General features: G+C 68.4%; 30 protein-coding genes. 3 read left to right on the forward strand and 27 right to left on the reverse strand.

The annotated features are described in order from the left end of the window. Positions 1-75: 75 nt before the first annotated feature. The 11 genes from hisIE to hisS all read right to left on the reverse strand — a co-directional run bounded on the left by hisIE (position 76) and on the right by hisS (position 9348). Entirely contained in the window at positions 76-714 is a 639-nt protein-coding gene (gene hisIE / locus AC1DIQ_RS06995) for a bifunctional phosphoribosyl-AMP cyclohydrolase/phosphoribosyl-ATP diphosphatase HisIE (RefSeq protein WP_121036650.1), read from the reverse strand. After that, complete coding sequence (hisF, locus tag AC1DIQ_RS07000; RefSeq protein WP_121036649.1) at positions 704-1480, reverse strand: imidazole glycerol phosphate synthase subunit HisF; 777 nt, start codon at positions 1478-1480, stop codon at positions 704-706. The genes hisIE and hisF overlap by 11 nt, the downstream gene beginning before the upstream one ends. Further along, on the reverse strand, positions 1474-2208 hold the full coding sequence (gene hisA, locus AC1DIQ_RS07005; RefSeq protein ID WP_121036648.1) for a 1-(5-phosphoribosyl)-5-[(5-phosphoribosylamino)methylideneamino]imidazole-4-carboxamide isomerase: 735 nt from the start codon (positions 2206-2208) through the stop codon (positions 1474-1476). Before hisA ends, hisF begins: the two co-directional genes overlap by 7 nt. Beyond that, positions 2205-2807 (reverse strand): imidazole glycerol phosphate synthase subunit HisH, encoded by a 603-nt coding sequence (gene hisH / locus AC1DIQ_RS07010; RefSeq protein WP_152150668.1) that lies wholly within the window; start codon positions 2805-2807, stop codon positions 2205-2207. The genes hisA and hisH overlap by 4 nt, the downstream gene beginning before the upstream one ends. Beyond that, positions 2804-3877, reverse strand: coding sequence for a bifunctional histidinol-phosphatase/imidazoleglycerol-phosphate dehydratase HisB (hisB, locus tag AC1DIQ_RS07015; RefSeq protein WP_478049731.1), 1074 nt, complete (start codon positions 3875-3877; stop codon positions 2804-2806). The genes hisH and hisB overlap by 4 nt, the downstream gene beginning before the upstream one ends. Continuing rightward, the gene (hisC, locus tag AC1DIQ_RS07020; RefSeq protein ID WP_121036645.1) at positions 3874-4962 is read right to left on the reverse strand and encodes a histidinol-phosphate transaminase; all 1089 of its coding nucleotides are present in this window, start codon (positions 4960-4962) and stop codon (positions 3874-3876) included. The genes hisB and hisC overlap by 4 nt, the downstream gene beginning before the upstream one ends. Next, a complete protein-coding gene (gene hisD, locus AC1DIQ_RS07025; RefSeq protein WP_478049732.1) occupies positions 4959-6254 on the reverse strand; it encodes a histidinol dehydrogenase in 1296 nt (431 codons plus the stop codon). Before hisD ends, hisC begins: the two co-directional genes overlap by 4 nt. After that, positions 6251-7162: an ATP phosphoribosyltransferase gene (gene hisG, locus AC1DIQ_RS07030; protein ID WP_121036643.1), complete on the reverse strand. Its 912-nt coding sequence runs from the start codon at positions 7160-7162 to the stop codon at positions 6251-6253. The genes hisD and hisG overlap by 4 nt, the downstream gene beginning before the upstream one ends. Positions 7163-7173: 11 nt before the next feature. Next, positions 7174-7494, reverse strand: coding sequence for a YerC/YecD family TrpR-related protein (locus AC1DIQ_RS07035; RefSeq protein WP_152150660.1), 321 nt, complete (start codon positions 7492-7494; stop codon positions 7174-7176). A gap of 166 nt (positions 7495-7660) precedes the next feature. After that, entirely contained in the window at positions 7661-7927 is a 267-nt protein-coding gene (locus AC1DIQ_RS07040) for a hypothetical protein (RefSeq protein WP_282258887.1), read from the reverse strand. 23 nt (positions 7928-7950) lie between these two features. Then, positions 7951-9348 carry a histidine--tRNA ligase gene (hisS, locus tag AC1DIQ_RS07045; protein WP_478049733.1) on the reverse strand — a complete coding sequence of 466 codons (1398 nt, stop codon included), beginning with the start codon at positions 9346-9348 and terminating at the stop codon, positions 7951-7953. 141 nt (positions 9349-9489) lie between these two features. On the opposite strand from hisS, the gene AC1DIQ_RS07050 reads away from it, so the two are divergent. Continuing rightward, positions 9490-10251 (forward strand): Crp/Fnr family transcriptional regulator, encoded by a 762-nt coding sequence (locus AC1DIQ_RS07050; RefSeq protein WP_019183011.1) that lies wholly within the window; start codon positions 9490-9492, stop codon positions 10249-10251. A 7-nt stretch (positions 10252-10258) separates the two neighbouring features. Here the strand turns inward: AC1DIQ_RS07050 and thrC are convergent, their stop codons facing one another. From thrC to AC1DIQ_RS07080, 6 genes are all read right to left on the reverse strand, one after another. Next, positions 10259-11551: a threonine synthase gene (gene thrC / locus AC1DIQ_RS07055; RefSeq protein WP_121036639.1), complete on the reverse strand. Its 1293-nt coding sequence runs from the start codon at positions 11549-11551 to the stop codon at positions 10259-10261. 31 nt (positions 11552-11582) lie between these two features. Beyond that, the gene (locus AC1DIQ_RS07060) at positions 11583-12500 is read right to left on the reverse strand and encodes a homoserine kinase (RefSeq protein ID WP_478049734.1); all 918 of its coding nucleotides are present in this window, start codon (positions 12498-12500) and stop codon (positions 11583-11585) included. An 11-nt stretch (positions 12501-12511) separates the two neighbouring features. Continuing rightward, positions 12512-15034: a bifunctional aspartate kinase/homoserine dehydrogenase I gene (gene thrA, locus AC1DIQ_RS07065; protein WP_478049735.1), complete on the reverse strand. Its 2523-nt coding sequence runs from the start codon at positions 15032-15034 to the stop codon at positions 12512-12514. 89 nt (positions 15035-15123) lie between these two features. Continuing rightward, the gene (locus AC1DIQ_RS07070; protein ID WP_264298032.1) at positions 15124-15252 is read right to left on the reverse strand and encodes a hypothetical protein; all 129 of its coding nucleotides are present in this window, start codon (positions 15250-15252) and stop codon (positions 15124-15126) included. Positions 15253-15381: 129 nt separating this feature from the next. Beyond that, positions 15382-16329 (reverse strand): DMT family transporter, encoded by a 948-nt coding sequence (locus tag AC1DIQ_RS07075; protein ID WP_121036637.1) that lies wholly within the window; start codon positions 16327-16329, stop codon positions 15382-15384. A 67-nt stretch (positions 16330-16396) separates the two neighbouring features. Then, a complete protein-coding gene (locus tag AC1DIQ_RS07080; RefSeq protein WP_121036636.1) occupies positions 16397-17086 on the reverse strand; it encodes a helix-turn-helix domain-containing protein in 690 nt (229 codons plus the stop codon). A 103-nt stretch (positions 17087-17189) separates the two neighbouring features. Here AC1DIQ_RS07080 and AC1DIQ_RS07085 point away from each other — a divergent pair, with 103 nt between their 5' ends. Continuing rightward, positions 17190-17678, forward strand: coding sequence for a GNAT family N-acetyltransferase (locus tag AC1DIQ_RS07085; RefSeq protein ID WP_152150645.1), 489 nt, complete (start codon positions 17190-17192; stop codon positions 17676-17678). 58 nt (positions 17679-17736) lie between these two features. Here AC1DIQ_RS07085 and AC1DIQ_RS07090 read toward each other — a convergent pair whose 3' ends face one another. The 10 genes from AC1DIQ_RS07090 to AC1DIQ_RS07135 all read right to left on the reverse strand — a co-directional run bounded on the left by AC1DIQ_RS07090 (position 17737) and on the right by AC1DIQ_RS07135 (position 24280). Beyond that, positions 17737-18024, reverse strand: coding sequence for a hypothetical protein (locus AC1DIQ_RS07090; RefSeq protein WP_046272599.1), 288 nt, complete (start codon positions 18022-18024; stop codon positions 17737-17739). Positions 18025-18183: 159 nt separating this feature from the next. Beyond that, entirely contained in the window at positions 18184-18633 is a 450-nt protein-coding gene (locus AC1DIQ_RS07095; protein ID WP_019183020.1) for a PA2169 family four-helix-bundle protein, read from the reverse strand. 169 nt (positions 18634-18802) lie between these two features. Continuing rightward, positions 18803-19072, reverse strand: coding sequence for a PQ-loop domain-containing transporter (locus tag AC1DIQ_RS07100; RefSeq protein WP_121036634.1), 270 nt, complete (start codon positions 19070-19072; stop codon positions 18803-18805). Beyond that, a complete protein-coding gene (locus AC1DIQ_RS07105) occupies positions 19072-19785 on the reverse strand; it encodes a glycosyltransferase family 2 protein (protein WP_152150638.1) in 714 nt (237 codons plus the stop codon). The genes AC1DIQ_RS07100 and AC1DIQ_RS07105 overlap by 1 nt, the downstream gene beginning before the upstream one ends. Beyond that, a complete protein-coding gene (locus AC1DIQ_RS07110; protein WP_478049736.1) occupies positions 19782-20369 on the reverse strand; it encodes a class I SAM-dependent DNA methyltransferase in 588 nt (195 codons plus the stop codon). The genes AC1DIQ_RS07105 and AC1DIQ_RS07110 overlap by 4 nt, the downstream gene beginning before the upstream one ends. After that, the gene (locus AC1DIQ_RS07115; RefSeq protein ID WP_478049737.1) at positions 20366-21115 is read right to left on the reverse strand and encodes a PIG-L deacetylase family protein; all 750 of its coding nucleotides are present in this window, start codon (positions 21113-21115) and stop codon (positions 20366-20368) included. The genes AC1DIQ_RS07110 and AC1DIQ_RS07115 overlap by 4 nt, the downstream gene beginning before the upstream one ends. After that, the gene (locus tag AC1DIQ_RS07120) at positions 21112-22104 is read right to left on the reverse strand and encodes an acyl-CoA dehydrogenase middle domain-containing protein (protein WP_152150634.1); all 993 of its coding nucleotides are present in this window, start codon (positions 22102-22104) and stop codon (positions 21112-21114) included. Before AC1DIQ_RS07120 ends, AC1DIQ_RS07115 begins: the two co-directional genes overlap by 4 nt. Before the next feature lies 1 nt (position 22105). Then, positions 22106-23269 carry a zinc-dependent alcohol dehydrogenase gene (locus tag AC1DIQ_RS07125; RefSeq protein ID WP_019183026.1) on the reverse strand — a complete coding sequence of 388 codons (1164 nt, stop codon included), beginning with the start codon at positions 23267-23269 and terminating at the stop codon, positions 22106-22108. Positions 23270-23459: 190 nt separating this feature from the next. Next, the gene (locus AC1DIQ_RS07130) at positions 23460-23699 is read right to left on the reverse strand and encodes a hypothetical protein (RefSeq protein ID WP_152150632.1); all 240 of its coding nucleotides are present in this window, start codon (positions 23697-23699) and stop codon (positions 23460-23462) included. Positions 23700-23791: 92 nt separating this feature from the next. Beyond that, the gene (locus AC1DIQ_RS07135; RefSeq protein ID WP_478049738.1) at positions 23792-24280 is read right to left on the reverse strand and encodes a DUF421 domain-containing protein; all 489 of its coding nucleotides are present in this window, start codon (positions 24278-24280) and stop codon (positions 23792-23794) included. A 156-nt stretch (positions 24281-24436) separates the two neighbouring features. Here AC1DIQ_RS07135 and AC1DIQ_RS07140 point away from each other — a divergent pair, with 156 nt between their 5' ends. Further along, on the forward strand, positions 24437-24808 hold the full coding sequence (locus tag AC1DIQ_RS07140) for a hypothetical protein (protein WP_478049739.1): 372 nt from the start codon (positions 24437-24439) through the stop codon (positions 24806-24808). Positions 24809-24810 lie beyond the last annotated feature (2 nt).

Below are 24810 nucleotides of genomic sequence, written 5' to 3' on the forward strand. Positions count from 1 at the left end.
GGGTGGAGAATTGTAGAGCGGCACATCATCGCCTGCACCGCGTTTCACCGACGTTAAACGATGTGCAGCCCTGCCCTACCCGGCGTGGCGCGCCGCCAGCACCGCGACCGCATCATCCAGCGAGAGCCCACGCGCACGCAGCAGCACGGTCAGATGGAACAGCAGATCGGCCGACTCGCCCAGCAGCGCGTCATCGTCCTGCACCACCCCTGCCAGCGCGGTCTCCACGCCCTCCTCGCCCACTTTCTGCGCGATGCGGCGGATGTCGCCCTCGAACAGCGACGTGGTGTAGCTGCCGGCCGGGCGCTGCTGCTCGCGTTCGCGCACCACGGTATCCAGCCGGCCCAGGAAGTTGCCGGGTGCCTGCGGGAAGCAGCTCTCGCTGCCGGTATGGCAGGTCGGCCCGGCCGGGCGCGCACTGACCAGCAGGGTGTCGTTGTCGCAGTCGATCCGCACGGCGGTCACCGCCAGCACGTTGCCGGAGGATTCGCCCTTGGTCCACAACCGTTGCTTGCTGCGGCTGAAGAAGGTCATGTGGCCTGTGGCCAGGGTCTGCGCCAGCGAGGCCGCGTTGGCATAGCCGAGCATCAGCACGCGCAACGTATCCGTGTCCTGCACCACCACCGGCAACAGGCCATCGCCCTTGCCCCAATCCAGCTGCGCCAGCGCCTCGCGCGATGGCTGCACGTCAATGGAATTCACGTCAATAGACATCTCGAACCTCGATCTGCTGCTCGCGCAGGAACTGCTTGAGCGCGGGAATGGCAATGGCGCCACTGTGGAACACGCTGGCGGCCAGCGCACCGTCGACATCGGCCTGGTCGAACACATCGGCGAAGTGCTGCATCTCGCCCGCGCCGCCGGAGGCGATCAGTGGCACCTGGCACAGCGCACGGGCCTGGCGCAGCTGGGCCACATCGTAGCCGCGGCGCACGCCATCGCTGTCCATGCAGTTGAGCACGATCTCCCCGGCACCCCGGCGCTGTGCCTCCACCACCCAGTCCAAGGTACGTACGGCCACCGCCTGGGTCTTGTCCGGATCGCCACTGAAGCGGCGCACCCGCCATTGTCCGTCCGCCTCGCGCACCGAATCGATGCCGACCACCACGCACTGGACGCCGAAGGCATCGGCCAGCTCCTCGATCAGTTCGGGCCGACCGAGGGCCGGTGAGTTGATCGAGATTTTATCGGCGCCGGCGTGCAGCACACGCCGTGCGGTCTCCACATCGCTGATCCCGCCGGCCACGCAGAACGGAATGTCGATCAAGCGCGCGATGCGCTCGATCCAGGCCACGTCCACCGCACGCCCTTCGGGGCTGGCGCCGATGTCGTAGAACACGAGTTCATCCGCGCCCTGGTCGCGGTAGCGCATCGCCAGTTCGGCGATATCGCCCATGTCCACGTGATCGCGGAAGCGCACGCCCTTGACCACGCGACCATCGCGCACATCCAGGCACGGAATCAGGCGGCGGCTCAGCATGCCAGCGCCCCTTCCAGGGTCATGCGCCCTTCCAGCAATGCCTTGCCGAGGATCGCCCCGCCGCAGCCGACCGCCTTGGCCTGGGCGACATCATCGGCATCGCGCACGCCACCGGAGGCCTGCACCGCCACGCCGGGAAGCCGTGCGGCCAGATGCCGGTAGAGATCGATGTTCGGCCCGGACAGCATGCCGTCGCGCGCGATATCCGTGCACAGCAGGTGCTGCATGCCCGCCTCTGCGTAGCGCTGGGCCAACACGTCCAGCGTGTCCTCGGCGGTCTCGGTCCAGCCATGCACCGGCAACAGCCAGCGGCCGTCCTCGGCCTGGCGCGCGTCCAGCGCGATGGTCAGCCGCTCCGGACCGAACTCGCGCAGCCAGCCAATCACCGTGTCCGGCTCGCGGACCGATACCGAGCCGACCACCACGCGGGTGGCACCGGCATCGAGAATCCGGGCGACGTCATCGCGCGAGCGCACACCGCCGCCGGTCTGCACCTTCAGGCCGGTCTGTGATGCGATCGAGGACAGCAGCGGTGCCAGCGTGTAGCCACCGGCGCGGGCCGCATCCAGATCCACCAGGTGCATCCAGCTTGCGCCCGCCGCGGCAAAGGCCTGCGCGCGCGGCAGCGGGTCATCGCCGTAGGTGGTCTGCTGCGCGTAGTCACCCTGCAGCAGCCGCACCACGCGGCCTTCGCGGATATCCAGGGCGGGATAGACGATGAAACTCATGTCGGTTCGTTCTCGATGAAATTGCGCAGGATGCGCGCGCCGGTGTCGGCTGAGCGCTCCGGGTGGAACTGGGCACCGCTGTGCCGGCCGCGCTGCACGACGGCCGCGAACAGCCCGCCGTGATCGCACGCGGCCACGGTGTCTTCGCCCAGGGGCGCGGCGTAGCTGTGGACGAAGTACGCGCTGGCCCGCGCCGGCACGCCGGCCAGCAGCGGCGACGTGCGCAGGGGCAGCAGCCGGTTCCAGCCCATGTGCGGCACACGGATGCCGGTGGCAGGACGCAGGTGGCGCACGACTCCGGGCAATAGGCCCAGGCATTCGACGTGTCCTTCCTCGGAGCCGTCGAACAGCAGCTGCATGCCCAGGCAGATCCCGAGCAGCGGCACCTGCAGCTCGCGCAGCGGCTGCACCAGGCCCTGTGCATGCAGACGCGCCATGCCGTGCGGGGCCGCGCCGACGCCGGGCAGGATCACCCGCGAGACGCCCTGCAGGCCCTGCGCATCGCGTACCAGCCGCACCTGCACGCCCAGCCGTTCCAGCGCATAGCGGACCGAGCCGAGGTTGGCGCCGCCCGCATCGATCAGCGCAACCTCGGTCACAGCGCCCCCTTGGTGCTCGGCAGTGCGGTGTCCTGCCGCGGCAAGGCCTGGCGCAGCGCGCGCGCCAGCGCCTTGAAGCAGGCCTCGACCTTGTGGTGGTCGTTGTCACCGCGCACGCTCAGGTGCAGGTTCAGCCCGGCCGCATCGCACAGCGAGCGGAAGAAGTGCGGCACCAGCTCGGTCGGCATGTCGCCCACGCGCTCGCGCTTGAACTCGCCTTCGAAGACGAAGTACGGGCGGCCGCTGAAATCCAGCGCGGCACTGGCCAGCGTCTCATCCATCGGCAGGGTGAAGCCGTAGCGGCCGATGCCGCGCTTGTCGCCAAGTGCCTCGCGCAGGGCCTGGCCGAGCGCCAGGCCGGTGTCTTCAATGGTGTGGTGCTCGTCGATGTGCAGGTCGCCCTCGGCCTGCACGCTCAGCGCGAAGCCGCCGTGCTTGCCGATCTGCTCCAGCATGTGATCGAAGAACGGCAGCCCGGTGTGGGTCTGCGGCTCGGCGGTGCGATCCAGATCGACCTCGACCCGGATCTTCGTCTCCTTGGTATTGCGCTGCACAGTGGCGCGGCGCGGTGCATCGGCCAGCTCATGCGCGATCGAGGTCCAGTCCCAGTCGCCGCCGAACTGCTCGGTGCGCAGCTGGAAACCTCGGATCTTCATGTTCTCCGCGAACTGGATATCGGTCAGGCGGTCACCCACCATCGCCGAGCGCGACCAGTCGATGCTGCGGTCCTGGAGGTACGGCAGCATCAGGCCGATACCCGGCTTGCGGGTCGGCGCGTTGTCCTGCGGCCAGGTGCCGTCGATCAGCACGTCACGGAAGGTGATGCCCTGGCTGGCGAAGATCTGCACCATCAGATCGTTGGGGCCATCGAAGCTGGCCTGAGGATAGCCTTCGGTGCCCAGGCCATCCTGGTTGCTGACGATCACGAACTGATAGCCCGCATCGCGCAGCTTGAGCATCGCCGGGATCACATCGCGCACGAAGCGCAGCTTCTCGTAGGCGTCGATCTGGAAATCGGCGGGTTCTTCGATCAGGGTGCCGTCGCGGTCGACGAACAGAATCGGGGTCATGCGGCAGCCCTCCGGGCCATCAGGGCGGCGAGTACACGGTCGTTCTGATCCGGGCTGCCGATAGTAATGCGCAGCGCATCGCCCAGCTGCGGCGCGGCACGCTGGTCACGCACCACCACACCGGCGGCGAGCAGCGCATCGAACGCGCCCTGTGGGTCGGTAAAGCGGGCCAGCAGGTAGTTGCCCTGCGAGGGATAGACACGCACCACGCCGGGCAGTACTGCCAGGCCGGACTGCAGCCGGGTACGTTCGGCCTTGATCTGCGCGATGCGCTGGGTGGTGATGGCCAGGCTCTCGGCGCCGAGACCGGCCAGCGCCAGCTCGGCACAAGGTGCCGGCACCGGATAGGGCGCTTGGCAGCGGCGCAGCACCTGGATCAGGGCGGCATCGGCGATCAGGGTGCCGATACGCGCGGCCGCCAGCGCATGCGCTTTGGACAACGTGCGCAGCACGGCGATGTTGTCGTAACGGCTCAGCAGCGTGGTCGCGGACGGCTGCTCGGCATACTCCCCGTAGGCCTCATCCACCACCACCAGCGCCCTGCCCTGCAACGCCGTCGCCACCCGTTCGATCTCGGCCAGCGTGATCAGGCTGCCTGCGGGATTGGACGGCGAGCACAGGAACACCAGCTTGGCGTTACCACCCAGCGCGGCGGCGATCACCGCATCGATATCGGCGACCAGCGCATCGCCCAGATCGACCAAGGGCACTTCGATCAACGGCGCGTTCTGCAGCCGCGCGCAGACGGCATACATGCCAAACACGGGCGGTGTGGTCAGCACCGCATCGCGGCCCGGCTCGCACAGCGCGCGCACCAGCAGATCGATGGCCTCGTCACTGCCACGGCCGATCAGCAGTTGTTCGGCGGAGCAGCCGTACAGCTCGGCCAGCCGATCTCGCAACGCGGCCGGCTGTGGGTCGGGATAGCGACGCGCGCCACCGGCGGCGTCGGCCGGGTTGGCCCACGCCGACTCATTCGCGTTGAGCCAGACATCGCCGACCAGCGCACTGCTGCGCGCCGAGGAATACCCGGCAAACGCCTGCAGGTCGGCACGCACCAGGGACAGGAGGGAGGCAGTGCTCATGCGGCGGCCTCCATGCGCAGGGTCACCGCGTTCTCGTGCGCATCCAGGCCTTCGGCGCGTGCCAGCACACGGGCACACTCGCCGATCGCCGCGATGCCAGCGGGCGTGGCCGACTGCACGCTGATCAGGTTCTGGAAGCTGGCCACGCTGACGCCACTGTAGGCACGTGCGGCACCGGCGGTCGGCAGCACGTGGTTGGTGCCACTGCAGTAATCGCCCAGCGCTTCGGGGGTGTAATCGCCAAGGAACACCGAACCGGCGGCCTCCACCTTGTCCAACCAGGCGCGCGGCTCGCGCAGCGCCAGGATCAAGTGCTCCGGGGCATACCGGTTGCTGATCGCGAAAGCGTCGTCCAGCGAATCGACCAGGATCAGACGCGAGGACGCCAGCGCCTGCGCCGCGATTTCCGCACGCGACAACTGCGCCAGCTGCGCTTCAACCGCAGCCTCGACCCGGTCCACCATCGCCGCGTCTTCAGTCAGCAGCAGCACCTGCGAATCCGGGCCGTGCTCGGCCTGCGAGAGCAGATCGGCGGCGACGAATGCGGGATTGGCGCCGGCATCGGCGATCACCAGCACTTCGGAAGGCCCGGCCGGCATATCGATCGCCGCAGCGCCGTCCTGGGCGACCTGCTGCTTGGCTTCGGTCACGTAACTGTTGCCCGGGCCATACAGCTTGTCGCAGGCGGGAACGCTTTCAGTGCCATATGCCATCGCCGCGATCGCCTGCGCGCCGCCCAGCTTGAACACGCGGTGGACGCCGGTCAGGCGTGCGGCCACCAGCACGGCCGGATCGGCACTACCGTCCTTGCGCGGCGGCGTGCACAACACGACTTCCCGGCAGCCGGCCAGCTGTGCGGGCACGCCCAGCATCAGCGCGGTGGACGGCAACGGCGCGCTGCCAGCCGGCACATACAGACCCACCCGACCGATCGGGCGCACCACGCGCTCGCAACGCACGCCGGGCGCGGTCTCGACCGAATAGCCCTGGCTCATGCCGGCCTGGTGGAAGGTACGGATGCGCGCGGCGGCATCGATCATCGCCTGGCGCAGCTCGGCCGAGACGGCCTGTTCGGCCGCAGCGAATTCACCTTCGCTCACCTCGAACGTCTCCGGCGCCACCCCGTCGAAGCGCAGGGTGATCTCGCGCAGTGCGGCATCGCCGCCTTCGCGCACCGCTGCGATCAAGGCCGCGACAGACGCACGGGTACGCGCCGCCACGGCCTGGACCGGGCGTTGCAGCGCCTGCGTCTGGGCGCCGGCATCCAATTGGGACCACGTCAAACGATTCATGCCAGCGACCGCTCCACACTCAGCACCATCAATCCCTGCGCGCCCGCGCGCTCCAGGTCCTCCAACCGCTGCCAGGTCAACGCACCGTGGCACATGGTCTGCAAACGCAGGTGGCCGCCATCATCGGGCAGCTGCACCAGCGGATCGGCATCGGGCAGCAGGCGGGTCAACTCGGAGACCCGGTCCAGCGCGGCGCGGAACATCAGCAGCTTGCTGTCCTGCACCTTCACCACGCCATCAAGACGACGCAGCAGCATGGCCATCAGACCGGCGCGGGCGTCATCGGGTGTACGGACCGGGCCAGCCAGCACCGCTTCGCTTTCCAGCAGGGTTTCGACCGGCTTGAGCTGGTTGGCGGCCAGGGTGGCGCCGCTGGACACCAGATCGCAGATCAGATCAGCCGTGCCCAGGCGCGGGGCGATTTCGACCGAGCCAGACAGTTCGACCACCTGGGCATCCACGCCGCGTTCGGCCAGCCAATCAGCCAGGATCGCGGGGTAGCTGGTGGCGATGCGCTTGCCGGCCAGCTGCTCCACGCCCGTCCATTCCCACTCCTCCGGCACCGCCAGCATCAAGCGGCACTGGCCGAAGTTGAGCCCGCGCAGCGCCTGGTACGCATCCGGCAGGCCGATCCGGCGGCGGGCGGCGCCCTGCTCGTCCAGCTCGTTGCGCCCGACGATGCCGAAGTCGCACACGCCATCGGCGATCAGGCCGGGGATATCGTCGTCGCGGACCAGCAGCAGATCCACCGGCAGCGATTCGCCGTAGCAGAACAGCTTGTCGCGGCTCTGCCGCCAGCTCAGCCCGCAGGCGGTCAACAGGCTGCGGGCGGGCTCGGCCAGCCGCCCGTTCTTCTGGATGGCGATACGCAGCCGGTCACGTGCCGGGGCGGTCTGGGTTGCACTCATGGGGGAGGTCTCTACTCGGATTCGGGGGAGGACGGCGTGGCGGCGATGGCGGCGGCGTAACCGCCGTGGCCGTGGTCCAGCGAGCGCGCCACGCGCCCGGTGGTGGTCACGCTGACCCCGGTCAACTCATGGATCTCGCGGTACGGCACGCCCTGCTGCAGCAGCGGCACGACCTTCCAGCGGTCGGACAGCGCTTCCAGCTCGGCGGGGGTGCACAGATCGCGCAGGAACGCGGTCACCGCGTCCGGATCGGACAGGGCAGCAAAGGCGCGCGCCAGCGAGGCCAGATCGGCCTGGGCGTCTTTTTCGCGGGGGACGGGACGTAGTTTCATCGTATCAATGTAATAGCGTGCTATTACATTAGCGCAAACGAAACCGCGCAGTCAAACCGCCGCCGCAGGCGAAATGGACCGGTTCAGGGTCTGGAAACGCACAACGCCCGCGTTAGCGGGCGTTGTGATGGGTATCCAAGGAAGCACGCCGACCAGCAGTCGGCCCCTACCGGCAGCGGACCTCGGCACGCAGGCCGCCGCTGCGCAGGCATTCGCCGAGCAGGCTGCCCTGGCGGCTGGGGAACGACTCCACGGCCTGCAGGGGGCCGGCGCCGCCGGGACAGCGGTTGCCGGCCAGCGCGCGCAGGTCGTGCTCAAGCTGTTCCCGATCGATCACATGGCAGCGATCGACCGAGAGCTGGTAGTGCCCCGGGCCGATCCGCTGGCTGCGCAGCGCCGGATCACTCTGGCAGGCCGCGAGCAGGAGCACCATCAGCGCCCCTGCCCCAAGCCGCTTCATGCCATGGCCTTGGCCTGCTCCAGCTCGACCTGCAGCGCGCTGGCCAGCTCGTCGCGGGCGACCTCGAACTGCTGCTCGCGCAGCAGATCCTTGACCGCCACCACGCCACGCGCCAGCTCATCTTCACCGGCCAGCACGACGAAACGGATGCCGGCCTTGGCCGCGTACTGGAACTGCTTGCCGATCTTCTTCGGCTCCATCTGCACTTCGGCGTTGATGCCGCCCACGCGCAGGCGACGGGCGATATCCAGCGACTCGGGCAGGCCGTTGTCATCCATCAGGGCCACCAGCGCATGCACGCTGCTGTCCTCGATACCGGCGATCAGGCCGGCTTCGCGCAGCTGCCAGAACAGGCGGGTCAGGCCGATGGAGATGCCCACGCCCGGCAGCTTGGACTTGCTGTAGTGGCTGGCCAGGTCTTCGTAACGGCCACCCGAGCAGATCGAGCCGATCTGCGGGTGGTCGGTCAGCGTGGTCTCGTAGACGGTGCCGGTGTAGTAATCCAGGCCGCGCGCGATCGAGAAGTTCAGGCAGTACGCGGTTTCGGGCACGCCCAGCGCCTTGACCAGCTGCAGCACTTCGCGCAGCTCGGCCACGCCCAGCTTCAGCGTCTCGCCGGCGGTGCCGTCGGCCAGCAGCGCATCCAGCTGCGCCAGTGCATCGGCATGGCTGCTCGAACGCACCGCCACAAAGGCCAGGATGCGCTCGACCTGCTCGGCCGGAATCGCAAAGCCCTCGCCCACCAGCGTCTCGCGCACGTAATCGGCGCCACGCTTGTCCAGCTTGTCCACTTCGCGCAGCACGGCCAGCTGGCGTTCGCCATCGGCCACGCCCAGGCTTTCGAAGAACCCGCGCATCAGCTTGCGGTTGTTGAGCTGCACCGAGAAATCACCGATGCGCAGCTCGGCGAACACCGCGTGGATGACCGCCAGCACTTCGGCGTCATAGCGGGTGCTCAGCGCGTCCTTGCCGATCACATCGATGTCGCACTGGTAGAACTCGCGGAAACGGCCCCGCTGGGCACGCTCACCCCGGTACACGCGCTGCATCTGGTAACGGCGGAACGGGAAGGTCAGGTCGTGTTCGTGCTCAGCGACGTAGCGCGCCAGCGGCACGGTCAGATCGAAGCGCAGGGCCAGCTCGGGCAGCGCTTTCTCTTCGGCTTCAGCAGCATTGGCCAGCGCGCCGGTCGACTGCACGAAATACACCTGGCGCTCGGTCTCGCCACCGGATTTGGTCAGCAGCACATCGGACAGCTCGAACACCGGGGTTTCCACCGGCAGGAACCCGAACCGCTCGTAGTTGCGGCGGATGACGTCCAGCATGCGCTGGAACGCGATCTGCTCACGCGGCAGCAATTCCATGATGCCGGGCGGCGTACGGGGCTTGATCACTTGCGGGACTCCTGCGGAAACGGGGGGATGAGCGAGCGGCATATTCTAGCCGCAGCCGGCGCAACGAGCCGCATCCGGACATCGGGGCCGGGCCAATGGCGGCATGACGTATCATAGGCAGGTCCCGCTTGCTGACCTGACATGACCCGGCCCCACTCCGGTACCGCGCTTTCCGCTGTTGAAGACCCCGCCGCCCCCGGTTGTTCGCCGCTGCGCGACTGTCTGCATTGCTCGGTACGGCACCTGGCGGTCTGCTCGGCGCTGTCGCCGGATGAAGTGCAGGCGCTGGAGCGGGTCACCGTGTCCCAGGCACTGCCGCTGGGCTCCACCCTGGCCCGTGCCGGTGAGCCGCGCCAACATGTCTATACGATTACCGCCGGTGCGCTGCGCCTGGTCCGCACGCTGGCCGATGGCCGCCGCCAGATCAGCGGCTTCGTGCTGCCCGGCGATTTTCTCGGGTTGAGCGGCAGCGATCACCACCGTTATGACATCGAGGCCATCGCCGACAGCCGGGTCTGCCGCGTGGCCCTGCCGCAGATGAAGGACCTGCGCTCGCGCTTCCCGCATCTGGAGCGCAAGCTGCTGCAGCGCGCCTGCCAGGAGCTGGATGCCGCGCAGGATGCCGCGATGGCGCTGGGCCGGCTGCAGCCGGCCGAGAAGGTCGCCGATTTCCTGCTGCGCCTGGCCGCGCGGGAAGCGCTGCTCGGTGAGCCGGGGCTGCGCGTGACCCTGCCGATGGGCCGTGGCGACATCGCCGACCATCTCGGCCTGACCATGGAAACCGTCAGCCGCACCTTCACCAAGCTGCGCCAGCAGGGCCTGATCGCCCTGCCCCATCTGAACACCGTCGAGATCCTGGACGAAGCCGGCCTGCAGAAGCTCTCGGCCGACGAGTCGTACTGACCCCGCCTCACCCGCGCAACAGCACCTCACGCAGCGCCCCATACGCCGGTGCGCAGGCTTCGGCCTGCGCGGGCCGCTCCAGCAGCGCGGCCAGGGCCGGCGGCACGTCCAGCGCCCGCCCGATCAATGGCTCCACCACCGATTCGAACTTGGCCGGGTGTGCGGTCGCCGCCACCGCCCAGTGGCCCTGTGCGCCCGCGGCCCGCAGATGCTCCAGGCGCGCCACCGCCGTCGCCGTATGCGGGCAGAACACCTCGCCATACAGGTCATGTCGCCGACGGATCAGCTCGCGGATCGCCGCATCGTCGATCGCTTCCGCGCTGAACGCAGCGCGCAGTGCCGCATCGTCGTCGTTGTACAGCCACCGCAGCCGCTCGAAATTGCTCGGGGCCCCCACGTCCATGGCATTGGCGATCGTCGCCACGCTGGTCTGTGCCTGGTAGGCCTCGCCGTGGAAGTAGCGCGGCAACACATCATTGGCATTGGTCGCCAGCGCGATCTGCCCCAGCGGCAGGCCCATCGCCCGCGCCAGGATCGCTGCCATCGCATTGCCCAGGTTGCCGGTCGGAATCACCAGGTTGAGCACGTGGCCGGTCTGCGCCTGATGGACCAGGGCAGCGTGGGCGTAATAGCTCATCTGCGGGAGCCAGCGGCCCAGGCTGATGCTGTTGGCCGAGCTCAACGGCACCGCGTCCTGCAGCTCGCGATCGCCCAGCGCCTGTTTCACCATCGCCTGGCAATCGTCGAACGATCCGGCGACGCGCAGCGTGTGGATGTTGTCGCCGAAGCACCCCAGCTGATGCGCCTGGCGCGGCGAGACACGGCCATCCGGGTACAGCACCACCACCCGGATTCCCGGCTGCCGATGGAAGGCCGCGGCGACGGCGGCGCCGGTGTCGCCGGAGGTCGCGACCACGATCGTCAGCGGACGCTCGCGCCCCTGCTGCAGGCGCGCAAGACACGCCGCGAGAAAGCGCGCACCGAAATCCTTGAAGGCGGCCGTGGGGCCATGGAACAACTCCAGCACATGGTCATCGGCGGTCGCCAGGGGGCGCAGTGGCGCATCGAAATCGAAGGCCTGCTCGCACAGTTCGGGCAGCGCTTTCTCCAGGGCATCGTCATGGAAATACGGCGCCAGCAGCGCCGCAGCGGTCTGTGCGAAGGACCCCTGCGCTGACCAGTGCTGCAGGCGCGGGCGGTGTTCGGGGACATACAGGCCACCGTCCGGGGCGAGGCCAGCGGCGAGCGCGTGGCTGAGTGAAGCGGCGGGTGCAGCGTGACGCGTGGAAACGAACTTCATCGGACATCCCAGAGTAGAAAGAGTGGACGCGTCACAGCAGGCGCGCGGCGGGCGCATTCAAGGGCGACACCCAGGCCTGGCTGTCGAAGCCGGCCTCGGCAAATGCCTGTTGCACGGCCGCCTGCGCAGCAAGGGCAGCGTTACGCTGCTCGAACCAGGCAAACACGCTCGGCCCTGCGCCGGAAATACTGGCGCCCATCGCCCCGCCCGCCAGCGCCGCGTCGCGCGCGGCGGCAAACCCGGTGATCAGACCGGCACGGCGCGGCTCGACCAGCACATCACGCAGTCCGGCACGGATCAGCGAGGCATCGCCAGTGAAGCAGCCACTGAGCACCAGTGCCAGATTCGCGCTCTGCGCGACGAACTCGCCCAACGCGTAATGCCCCTGCAGCGCGGCGCGCGCGCGGCGGGTCTCCAGCACGGCATCCGGGTGCACCAGCAGGCTGTGCCACGCCGCCGGGACCGGCACCGGCACCAGCCGGTCCGCCGTGCTCAGTACCAGCCCGCCCAGCAGCATCGGCCCGAGGTTGTCGCCATGCCGGCCCCCGCTGGCCACGGCCTCACCGGTCAACGCGAACGGATACAGCGCCTCGCGCGACAAGGGCTGCGGCAACAGCGCATTGGCCGCGACCAGCGCCGCGACGCACGACGCGGCCGAACCGCCCATGCCCGAGCCCAGCGCGATGCCCTTGTCGATCTCCACCTCGAAGCCGAACGGCAGATCCAGCGCGGCACGCAGCGCGATCAACGCGGCGCCGGCGGTGTTGTCCTCGGCCACCCGTGGCAGATCCACCGTGGTACCGCGGATCGCGTGGATGCGGACCACCGGTTCCCCGATTCGCCGCACCGTCACGGTATCGCCAACGCCCTCAATGGCGTGGCCAAGGATGTCGAACCCGACCCCCACGTTGCCGACCGAGGCCGGCGCAAACGCACGTGCTTCCGTCATGCTGCCCTCAGTCACAGACGTGCTCCTTCACCCACCGCCACGCGCAGCACATCGGCGAACACGCCGGCGGCGGTCACCTCCGGCCCGGCGCCCGGGCCCTGCACCACCAGCGGATTGTCGCAGTAGCGGCGCGTGGTGAACTGCACGACGTTGTCGGTCAGGCGCAGGTTGGCGAAGGCATGGCCTGCCGGCAGCGCGACCAGGCCCACTTCGGCGCCGTCCGGCGTCAGGCGCGCCACATAGCGCAGCACGGCACCGTCCGCGCGGGCGGCCGCCAGGCGCTCGGCGAACACCGCATCGATCTGCGGCAGGCCGGCCATGAAGTCGTCCACGCTGGCCTGGCGCAATGCTTCGGGTACCAGGCTTTCCACGCGCACCTGCGCCAGGCTGAGCTCACGGCCTGCCTCACGCGCCAGGATCACCAGCTTGCGCGCGACATCCACGCCGGAGAGATCATCGCGCGGGTCCGGCTCGGTATAGCCCATGCCACGCGCCTGGCTGACCAGTTCGGAGAACGGCACCTGGCCGTCGTACTTGTTGAACAGCCACGCCAGCGTGCCGGAGAAGATGCCGTCGATCGCCAGCACCTCATCGCCGGTATCGACCAGGTCGCGTAGCGTGGTGATCACCGGCAGGCCCGCGCCGACCGTGGCTTCGTAGCGGAAGCGCGCGCCACTGCCAGCCGCTGCCTCGCGGATCGCGTGATAGCGCTCCAGCGGGCCGGCACCGGCCTGTTTGTTCGGGGTGACCACATGGATGCCCGCGGCCAGCCAGCCGGCATAGCGGTCGGCCACGTCGGCGCTGCCACTGCAATCGATGATCAGCGCATGCGGCAGATGCGCGGAGAGCAGATGCTCCGTGAACGCCTCCAGATCACTCGGTTGCGCCGGGCCGGACAGCGCCGCGCGCCAGTCACCTTTCAGGCCGCGCTCGTCCAGGACCATGCGGCTGCGCGAGGCGACCGCGCGCAGGCGCAGATCCACATTGGCGCGGCCGAGCAGCTGCACCTGGGCGGCCTGCAGCTGATCCAGCAGCGCCGCGCCCACATTGCCCGGGCCGATCACACCGACCGAGAACGTCTGCGGCGACAGCCAGAATCCGGCATGTGCCGCGCGCAGCGCCTTGGTCGCATGGCGGCTGTCCACCGCCACCGAGATGTTGCGCTCCGAGGAACCCTGCGCGATCGCCAGAATGTTCACCTGTGCGCGGCCCAGCGACTCGAACAGGCGCGCGGCCACGCCGGGCTGCCCGGCCATGCCATCGCCCACGGCGGCCAGCACGCTCACGTTGTCGGTCAGCTGCACGCGCTGCACCTGGCCCAGGCTCAATTCGTGCGCGAAGGCCTGCAGCAGCGATTCGCGTGCGCGCACCGCCTCGGCCTGCCTCACCACGCAGCAGATCGAGTGCTCGGAGGAGCCCTGCGAGATCATCACCACCGACACATGCGCATTGCGCAGCGCGGCGAACACCCGCTCGGCCGTGCCGGGCACGCCGATCAGGCCGGTGCCTTCCAGGTTGATCACGGCCAGGTCCGGGCTCAGGGTCAGGCCCTTGATCGGACCGGAGACGGTGCGCTCGGCGGTGATGCGCGTGCCCGGATGGTCCGGGTGGAAGGTGTTGCGGATGATGATCGGCAGGCCGCGCTCGATCGCTGGCGACATCGTCTGCGGGTGCACCACCTTGGCGCCGAAATAGGCCAACTCGCAGGCTTCGTCGTAACTCAGCGCTTCCAGCTGGACCGCCTCGGGCACCACCCGCGGATCGGCCGAGAGCACGCCGTCCACGTCGGTCCAGATGTGCAGCTCGTCGGCATTGAACAAGGCGGCGAAGATCGCGCCGGAGTAGTCGCTGCCGTTGCGGCCCAGCGTGGTGATGCGGTCCTGGCGGTCGCGGGCGACGAAGCCGGTGGCCACGATGCGCGATTGTCGGTGTTGCAGGCGCCACTGGGCCAGGCGCTCGGCGCTGCGCACCCAGTCCACGTCCACGCCCAGTTCACCGCGCTCGATCACCAGCACATCGCGCGCGTCCAGCACCGCGCAGTCTTCGCCCAGCGTCTGCAGGTACTTCCCGAGCAGCTGGGCCGAATACACCTCGCCCATGCCCTGCACGCGGTCCAGCACTTCGGTGGGCAGGCCGCCGATCACTGCCAGCGCACCCAGCACCTCGGCCAACTGATCGAAACGCTGGTCCAGCCATTCCACCGTCGCCCCGGCGTGCTCGCCGAGCAAGGCAACGGCGGCACCGCGGTGGCGTGCCCGCAAGGCGTGCCACTGTTCGCGCCAGGCCGAGGCGTCTTCTGCGGCCAACGTGGCCACCCCGATCAGCGCATCGGTCACGCCCTTCATCGCCGAGACCACGGTGACCTGCATCGTCTCCTCACGCGCCAGCAGCAGCTGCGCCACATGGCGATAGCGCTCGGCATCGGCCACCGAGGTGCCGCCGAACTTGTGGACCACGGTGGTCACGCCGGCCCGCGCGGCGACGGAAGCGGCGGGCTGGGCGGAAGGTGGAGCGGAAGCGGCGACAGAAGACATGCTGACCTCGATGGGAGGCCCCGCGTCACATCAGGTTTGAGAGTTTCCCCCGCCACCTGATCTGGGTGCGGGGCCGTGGTTTTCGGAAATTACGCGAAGACGACGGGCCGCACCGGGCGAGTGGTGGCGGTGGTAATGATGGTGGTACCGGTCGACACGGCCAGGGCGCCCGCGGAGGCGGGAACGAGCAGGTAGGCGTGGGCGGCGGTGATGACCATGGATCAAGAAAACTACGCCGCCGCCCTGCTTGTCAAGTGCTGCGCTGCAAAAGATGGTGGCACGTAAACCGCTGCCATCGTCGGCCAACAAGTTGCGATTGTGACCATCAAGCCGCGGCAAGGCCTTCCCTATCCCACATGCTCCGCCACCGCCGCCGGTGGGCGATGCGCGTGCGCGCACATCAGCACGCCCGAGACCAGGCAGACGATGGCGACCGTTTCCATCGGCGTCGGCCAGCGCTGCTGCCAGGCAAAGCCGTACAGCAGGGCGAACAGGGTCTCGAAGACGATCATCTGCCCGGTGAGGGTCAGTGGCAGGTGGCGGCTGGCGCGGTTCCAGCAGGCATTGCCGAGCACCGAGGCGACCACCGCCACGCCCGCGCTGATCAGCCAGAAGTTCAGCCACTCGCCTGGCGGATGGACCGTCGCGCTGGTCAGGAACGCACTGGGCACCAGCACCAGGGCAAGCCCGCCGGTGGTGATGCCGGTCAGCAGCGACCAGTCATGCCCGGACAGATCCGGCCGGCGCGCCAGCCAGCGGCTGTTGCCGATCGAATACACCGCCCAGGACAACAACGCCCCGACTGCGCACAGCAGCCCCAGCAACCGGCGCCCGGCCGAGCCCTGCGCATGTTCGGCCATCAAGGCTTCATAGCCCACCAGCGCCACACCGAGCAGGCACAACAGCAGCGCCGGAGCCAGGCGTCGCAGCGGGACGGCGCCTTCCTCGCGCACGCCAGCCAGGGTCACCACCACCGGCATCAATCCCACGATCAGCGAGGCGGCCGCACCACCGGCCCACTGCACGGCATTGGCCAGCAGCAGGAAGTAGACCAGGTTGCCGGCCAGGCTCAGCCACAGCAGACCACGCCACTCGGGCCACGCCAGCCGGTCCTTGAGCTGCCGCCAGCGCGGCGCGAGCAGAACGACGGCAATCAGGCCGTAGACCAGATAACGGCCGGCCGAGAGCTGTACCGCGTTGAAGCTGTGCAGCACCGCCGGGGCCAGGAACACCACGCCCCACAGCGCGCCGGCGGCAATGCCGTTGGCGATGCCCACTCCCATCGATCGTTTCATTGCAGCTCACGCGGTATGCATCGGCCGCGCAGTGTAGAAGCCGCGCACCGCGACGTCTTGACCGAGGCTACTGCCGCCGGAAGGCCTGCGGGGTCAGCCCGGTCTCCCGGCGCAGGGCACGGGTCAGCGCACTGTGCTCGGAATAGCCGGCATCCAGCGCGATCGTGGCGATGCTGTCGGTGCTGGTGAGCAGCCGATGCTTGGCCCAGCGTAACCGGCAGGCACTCAGCCACGCTTGGGGAGGCACCCCGAATTCCTGTACGAAGGCCGCGTGCAGGCGGCTGCCGCTGATGCCAACCAGCGCGGCCATGCGGGCTACGTTCCAGTCCGCGCCGGGGTTGGCCGAGAGCCGGGTGCACAGGGCATGCAGGCGTGCCGCGCTGCCAGCGGGCGCGTACTGCTGCAGCAGGGTCGCGAGCAGACCCTCACTGCCGTGTGCGGGCGCACCGGCCAGGCGCTGGCGCACTCCCTTCGGCAGTGCCAGCCAACGCTGGCGGCGCAGGTGCTCCAGGGTGTGGTCATCGATCACCCCCGCCGGGCAATCGACGATCAACATCAGATGATCGCCATCGCCGGTCTGCGCATGTCCCTCGCCGGGCGCCACGAAGGCCCCCTGCAGCACATCCAGGCGGCCGCCAAACGCATCGACCTCGACATCCAGATCGCCGCGCAGCGGCAGCACCCATTGCGCAAAGTCATGCCGGTCCACATCGCTGGACGTTCCGTAACACCGCAGATGGCAGGCGCTGGCGTGCATGGCGATAGTCTGCGCGCAGGGTGAAGGCCGCTGCAAGCGGCGGCGAAACGCCCGCGCATCCGCGTACCATGGCAGCCGACCCGTCCAACATGGAGCGTTCACCGTGGCCTGCACCATCGTTCCCCTCAGTGACCGCCCCGACCTGCTGCCCATCCTGGCCGAGTGGTACTTCCAGCAATGGGGACGCCACGTGCCGGACCTGACCCTGCTCGATCAGCAGCAGCGGCTGGAAGTGTTCCTGCAGGACGACGAGTTGCCCCTGCTGCTGATCGCGCTGGATGACGCGGTGCCGGTCGCCGCAGCGCAGCTCAAGTTCCATGAGCGGACCGAGCGGCCCGAACGATTGCACTGGCTGGGCGGCGTCTATGTCCATCCGGCGCACCGCGGGCGCGGCCTGGCCGAGAAAGTCATCGAAGAATTGCTGGTGCGCGGTCGCGCGCTTGGCGTACGCGATCTCTACCTGCAGACCGAAGCCGATGATGGCGGCCTGTATCGTCGGCTGGGCTGGGCCCCGCTGGAATCACTGCAGCATGCCGCCGGCATGCCGGTCCGGATCATGGTCCGCAGCGTGGCCGCCGACCGCGTCGACTGAACGCGCGGTTGCGGCGCCCTGGTTCAAGAATGAATGAATGCGCCGCCGGTGAACGGCGTCAGCGGAAGCGCACCGGCTGCGGTGCCGGGCGGTCGGCAAGCGAGCCGAGCGTGAACGTGTATCCAGCCTCTTCCAGCAGCTTGCGCATGCGCAGCTCCGCGCGCTTGGGGTAGGCCAGCGAGGTCGGTGCGTGTAGGGCGTAGGAGGTCGATTTCCCGGGCAGCGTTTCGCGGGTCACCGAGGACTGATTGGTCTCGCACGCGTTGGCCCACAGGTCCATCAGCACCTTCGGGCCGATGGATTGATTGTTGCTGAGACGAAGCGTCAGCCAACGCATGTGTTCCATGACAAATCCAAGCGGCTCTTTGTCCCGAGTATGCACCAATTCCCCCACTACCGTTCGGCGCCGTCTGGACCTTGGCCGCCACCCCGCCTGCCGGACACAAACAAACAGCCCCGGCAGTGCCGGGGCTGTCTGGATACCGCTTCAGGAAGCGACTGGAACTCAGTGCTTCATGGCGTGCTTGCGGTCGCGCATGACGGCATGGCACTCCTGCACCTGCGGCAGCAGACGCTGGACTTCCTGGCGCGCGGCCGGCGAGGTGTCGGCGTCGGTCAGGGTGTCCTTGAACGCCTTCAGCAGGCGATCCTCGGATTCCTCCAGCTCGGCCACGTAGCCGTACTGCTTGTCGCCCAGGGTGGCGCGCACCTTGCCGTAGAACTGCTGCATGGAACCGACGAAGGTGCCATGGTCGGCCGGCTTGCCGCCAGCGGCGACAACGGTGGCGCTCAGCGAGCGGACGATCTCATTCTTGACACCGGCGATACGGGTGAAGAGCGCCGCCAACTCGGCATCTTCGACCTTGCCTGCGGCCTCGGTGTAGAACTCCTGGCCATCGCGGGCGATTTCGATCAGGTCGTTCAAGTTATGCGCGGTCTTCGATTCGGTATTCACTGCGATGTACTCCTGTTGGTCCGGTTTGACCCGTGTGTTGTTGTCGGGGTGAGTCGACTTTTCCGCATTGGCCATGAAGTCGGCGTGACACTGAAATGCGAGTGTTCAGCGAGCTCAACGCACTGCGCGGCAGATGTGCACGGCGCGTCGTCGAGGCGCGAAATACGTGTTACTTCCCCGCCCGTCTGCGCTTGATCCAGGACAGCCATTGCCCGGCGATCGCCGTGAGCAAAATCAGCGAATTGGTCACCACGAAAACGATCGATCCGGTCGCCGCGCTGTACGCAATGAACAATACCGAGGCAGTGATCTGGCCAACGAACAACCACGTCGATACCGCCTGCGCATCCTCGGCGGTCCACTGCTTCCAGATCTGCCGCCACAGCGTGGCGATCAGCACGGCGGTCGCCGCCCAGCCGAGCAGATCGATGGGGGCCATCAGCGCGCCAGCAGTGACAGCGGCGGCACGTCGCTCACCACCTCATCTGCCGCCAAGCCAACGCGCTGTTCCAGGCGGCGCAGGAAGTCACTGAACCCGTGCGGTGCACGCGCGTGCCGGCGTGCGCTGGTGATCACCCGGGGGCTGGCCAGCCGCGCCACCTGCATGCCAGCGCCGTACATGGCCTGGATCAGCGCAACGTCCTCACCGGTTGCCAGCGGCGCGAAGCCGCCGGCTTGCCGGTAGGCCAACGCGCTGAAGCCCATGTTCGCGCCGTGTACGTGCGGGTGCCCATCCACCGCATGCTCGCGCTGCAGGAACTGCTCGCGCACGGCCTGCGGGTAGTCCAGCCAATCGCCCACCGCCACCACGCCACAGAAGGCATTCGCACCGCATTGCAGCTGGCGCGCCAGCCAGTCCGGCGGCACCGCGCTGTCCGCGTCGGTGCAGCCGATCCAGCGAGCCCCCAGTGCCAACGCGCGCTCACTCGCCGCCGCGCGCGCGACGCCGACACAGCCCGCCTCCACAGTCACCACCTCCACCCCCATGCGCTGGCAGATCCACTCGGTCGCGTCACTGCAGCGATCAAGGGCGACCACGATCACCACCGGCTCGCCACGCAGCGCGGGATGCAACGCGGCCACCTGCAGCGACTGCAGGCAGGCCGCGATCAATTGTTCCTCGTTGTGCGCGGGAACGGTCACGGCAATCATCGCAGGCCCTCGTGTTCGGCCACCGAGGTGGTCTCGGCCGACCAGCCTTCCAGCAGCATGTCCTCGTCACGATACGAGAACAGGCGGGGCAGGCTGTCATCAAACTGCGCGTGCACGAACGCAGCGCTGCAACGCGCCTGCTCGAACGGCACGCGCCAATGGCAGGCGATCACCACGCCCTGCGGCGTGAGCGATTGAACCACCTGCGCCGCCACCTGACGCATGTCGTCTTGTGAGAGGTAGTAGCCCATTTCACCGAGCACGATCAGATCGAACGTGCCTGCTGGCCAGTCCTGAGGATGACGTGCCTGCTCGATGGAAACGTGCGCGTGGCGCCGGGTCATCGCCTGCGCCGAGACGACAGCGCCTTCGCTCAGATCGGTGGCGAGCAGGTGGTCGCAGCGCTCGGCCAAGGCCGCGGTCAGCACCCCGTTGGAGCAGCCCAGCTCCCAGCCACGGCCAAAGCGCTCGCGCGGCAGGCTTGCAAGGGTGAGCGCGCGCTTGCGCTGTTCGTACCAGCGGGTGCGGTACTGGAAGGGATCCTCGTTCTCGTACAGCGCGTTGAAGTAGGCGACATCGCTCATCCAATCAATACCTCGTAGTTCCGTTCAAACCGCCGCAGCACAGCGGCAGGCAGGATGGGCTCGCACTCGAGCCCCGGCACCGCGCCGGTCTGGGTCACGAATTGCTGGATGGCATCGCGCTTGCAGCCCAGCAGGTCGTCCTCCAGCGCATAGCGCGTGGCGGGCGCCCAGGCCGTCGGTGCCGCCTGCGGGTCCAGCCAATGCCAGCCCCACACCGGGTATTCCTTCAACGCGGCGCCGCGCGCGGTGCAGGCCTGCACGCAGGCACGCGCGACCGCTTCATGGTCCGGATGCCCATCCAAGCGCCACGGTGCCAACACCAGATCATCCGGCTGCAGCAGGGCCGCCAGCTGCTCGCCGATCCATGCCTCGCTGGCCGTCACCGCGCCATCGCCGATGTGCCAGGCGATCCGCGCTGCACTCGCCAAGCCCAGGCAGCGCAGCGCGTCGTCCAGCTCAGCGGCACGGGCCACGCGCAGCCGCTCGGGCGACCACGCAGGTTGATCGGGATAGCAGGCTTCGCCGTCCGTCACCGAGATCACCGTGATGGCCAAGCCGGCGTGGTGCGCAAGCGCCATCAGGCCGCCGCATGCCAACACTTCATCGTCCGGATGCGGCGACACCACCACCAGCCGCCGCGCATCGCCGAACAGCGCCGCAAGGGACGCCAGCGGCAGCGCCTGCAACCACGGCGATGCCGCCCACTGCGCTTCGGTCACGCCGCCGCCTTCGATCTGACGATTCACAGCGTCCACGTGCGGCCCTCGCGGTGCATCAGGTTGCCAAGATGCTGCCAGTCGCGGTCGGCATGACTCTGCCGGATGAACACCGTCAGGTCGGCCCAGCGCCGGGCGTGCGCCGGGTCCATGCACATCGGACCAGGCCCCAGCGCCCTGCCCACCCGATCCAGCGTGAGGGAGGCGGCGCGCTCCACCGCGCTGCGCGCCCGCACGATCTCCCGCTGATGCGGCAGCTCGGGCTGCGCATCGATCAACGCGGCCAGCTCACGCAACAGGGAGGCGCACGGCGACAACGCCAGGTCGATCTCACCGAGCAGGCCGGCCGTCGTGCCCGGTTCATCGGCCCGCGCGCTATGCAGCAAGGGCTCAGCCAACGCGCTCGCGCCGCCGAACCAGCACGCCGCGATGCCTGCGCCGCCATGCCAGAACCCCGGACGCTGCAGATAGGCGTCCGCCGCGCCAACCTCGACGGCCGGCACCTGGTCGAAACGGGCTGTCCCGCTCGGCACCCGCCCCATGCCCGTGGCCTGCCACGTCTGTGGCAGGAAACTCACGCTGGCGCGGCGCACCGGTACCAGGAACAGCCGCGAGCGCCCATCATCGCGCACCGTCACCAGGGCATGGTCAACCCAGCCTGCACCAGAGCACCATGGCTTGTCACCGGACAGCGTGCCGGTGGCCCGATCAAAGCGCAGGGTCGCCGCCGGCCCTTCGGCCGCCCATACGGCGCCCAGCCGATCGCGGTCCGGCATCGAGGCGCCGAGTTCTTCCAGGATCGCCTGCGCGTCGTAATGCGCTTCCAACACCTTGGCCAGGCAGAGATCGCGCGCGGCGATATGCGCCAACGCCTGCCAGCGCAGCAACGTGTCCCCACTGCCGGGGCGCGACAACGAGGGTTGGTGTTCGATCCACGCACGCGCCTGCGCCTGCAGGTCATCGCCATCGGTCACCGGCTGCGGTGCCGCCGGCGGTACAAGAGAAGCCACGGCATTCATGTCAGGGCGTCAGGATCACCTTGCGGCAATCCTCCTCTTTGCGGTCGAAGATCTCATAGCCACGCACCGCGTCTTCCAGCGACAGCCGGTGCGTCACGATCACGCCCGGATCCAGCCGGCCTTCGCCGATATGGTCGAGCAGCTCCGGCATCAGCTTCTGCACGTGGGTCTGGCCCATCTTGAAGGTGAGGCCCTTGTCGAATGCATCGCCGAGCAGGAAGCCGTGGATGAAACCGGCATACACACCCGGGATGCTCACCGTGCCGCCGCGACGGGTCGCGGCGATGCACTGGCGGATCGCCACGCCGCTGCTGCCTTCCACCTTGAGCGTGGTCAGCGCCGATTCCAGCGCACTGCCCTCCGCCTCGAAGCCGACCGCTTCGATCGTGGCATCCACGCCGCGGCCGTTGGTCTGGGTGATGATGTATTCCGCCGGATCCTCCACCTGGGTGAAATCGATCGGGGTCACGCCGTAGGTCTGCTGCGCGAAGGCCAGGCGATACGGAAGATGGTCGACCATGAAGATGGTCTCCGCGCCCAGCAGGCGGCAACATGCCGCACTCATCAGCCCGACCGGGCCGGCACCGAAGATCGCCACCGTGGAGCCCGGCTTCACCCCTGCATTGATCGCCGCCTGGTAGCCGGTCGGCAGGATGTCGGAGAGGAACAGCACCTGCTCATCGGCGAGCGCATCGGGAATGCGCAACGGCCCCACATTGGCCTTCGGCACACGCACGAACTCCGCTTGCCCACCCGATACACCGCCATAGAGATGGCTGTACCCGAACAGCGCCGCCGGCGGGCGGATGCCCTTCTGGTTCACGGCGGCGCCCTTGCCGGTATTGGTGGTCTCGCAGGCAGCAAACTCGGCCAGGCGACAGTGGAAGCATTCGCCGCACGCAATCACGAACGGAATCACCACGCGGTCGCCCGGGCGCAGATCCATCACGCCAGCGCCCACCTCCTCCACCACGCCCATGAACTCATGGCCGAGCACGTCACCGGTGTGCAGATCCGGGATCTTGCCGCGGTACAGATGCAGGTCCGAGCCGCAGATCGCCGTGGCGGTGACGCGCAGGATGATGTCGTCCGGGGCAGCGAGTGCGGGATCGGGCACGGTATCGACCCGTACATCCTTGCTGCCGTGGTAAGTCAGTGCGCGCATAGCAAACTCCGTGTCCAAGTACCTCTGTGGTACGTGGTACGGCGTGGCAGCGTCGTGACCGCGCCGTGTGCGGCGTGTCTATCCGGGTGAACGCGTCGCACTGCAGAGGCTGGAGCGCATGCGCTCCGCAGGGCATGAGGACTGAATCATTCATTCTGCGGGCGCGGCCAGCGCCTCATGCGTGGTTCGCCTACTCCACCGAGGGCGCCGAAGGCGCCTCCGGATCCGGCGGCAGTTCCTGCGGCGGCGATGCAGGTGCCGGGTCGCCCTCCGGTGGGATCTCCTGCGGCGGCTCCTGCGCAGGCGGATCACCACGGCCCGGTTCTTCCACTGGCGGCGCGGGCGGCACGGGTTCCGGGGTCGGGTCCGGCACCTGGGCGATCACCTCATCGCATCGGGCCGTCGTTTCACTGTGCAGTGGCATGTGCATCGCGCGTGTTCCTGTTGTGGGACTGCGCACGACGCTACGCGGCACACCGTCAACATCCAGCGAGGGCGGGAGTGACCGGCGAACGCGCCCGCTCAGTCATCGCCGGCGGCGCGGCGCTTGTGCACCGTGATCTCGCCGGAGGTTTCCAGCACCGCCAGCTCCACCTGCCCGAAGCCCTCGCAGCCGTTGGCGCGCATCGCCACTTCCAGATCCGCCGGGCTGACATTGCAGCGCTTCACCTGCTCCCAGTAGATCGTACCGTGCCGCGCCAGCACCACCGGCACGCCCTCCACGATCTCGTTGAGGCGCTTGCTGCGCGCACCCAGAAAGCCGACGAACCAGTTCAGACCGATCAGCGTCGCGGCCAGGATGAGCCCGCCGGGCAGCGAAGTGTCCTCACCGATCAGCGAGTTCTGCACCGCCGTGCCCAGCAGCACGATCACCAGGATGTCGAACGGCGTGGACTGCCCCATCGAGCGCTTGCCGCTCATACGGGTCAGCAGCAGGACCACCACATACACCGCAACCGCGCGGACCACGAACTCCCACCATTCCATTCCCAGCTCGAACATCTCATGCATCGCGGCAGCCTCCGTGTGGCGAGGTCTGGACGATAGGAAGTCCGAAGTGAAGCCGGTGGGAGCACCCGCCCTTCACGGGATCCCTGCCGCTTCGTAACAGCGCCAGGGCTAGCGTCGAGGCATCACCGCCCTACCCGTTCGCGCAGGAGACACGCCATGCAGCACGACAAGACCCCGCCCGCCTCCACCGAAGACGCCCACGCCACGCACACCTGCCCACCGGCCGAAGGCACGGTCGACAAGAAGCGCACCTCGGAGAACCACGACGAAGCGCTGGAAGAGACCTTCCCGGCCAGTGACCCGATCTCTCCGTTCGTGGCGGCCAAGCCGCCTGAGGACGACAAGGACGCGAAAGATCCGGATGCGGAGCACCTGAAGACCGAGAACGAGGGCTACAACCAGCACGGCCACGGCAAGGGAGGCAAAGCCGGTGAAGGTGAGCCGGACGGCGTGCGCGAGGACGACGGCATTACCCAGCCAGACTTCGGCCAGCACGGTACGGCCGGCAAACAGACGCTGGATCGCTGATC

It is taken from the genome of Stenotrophomonas sp. 05L413, from assembly GCF_056397945.1.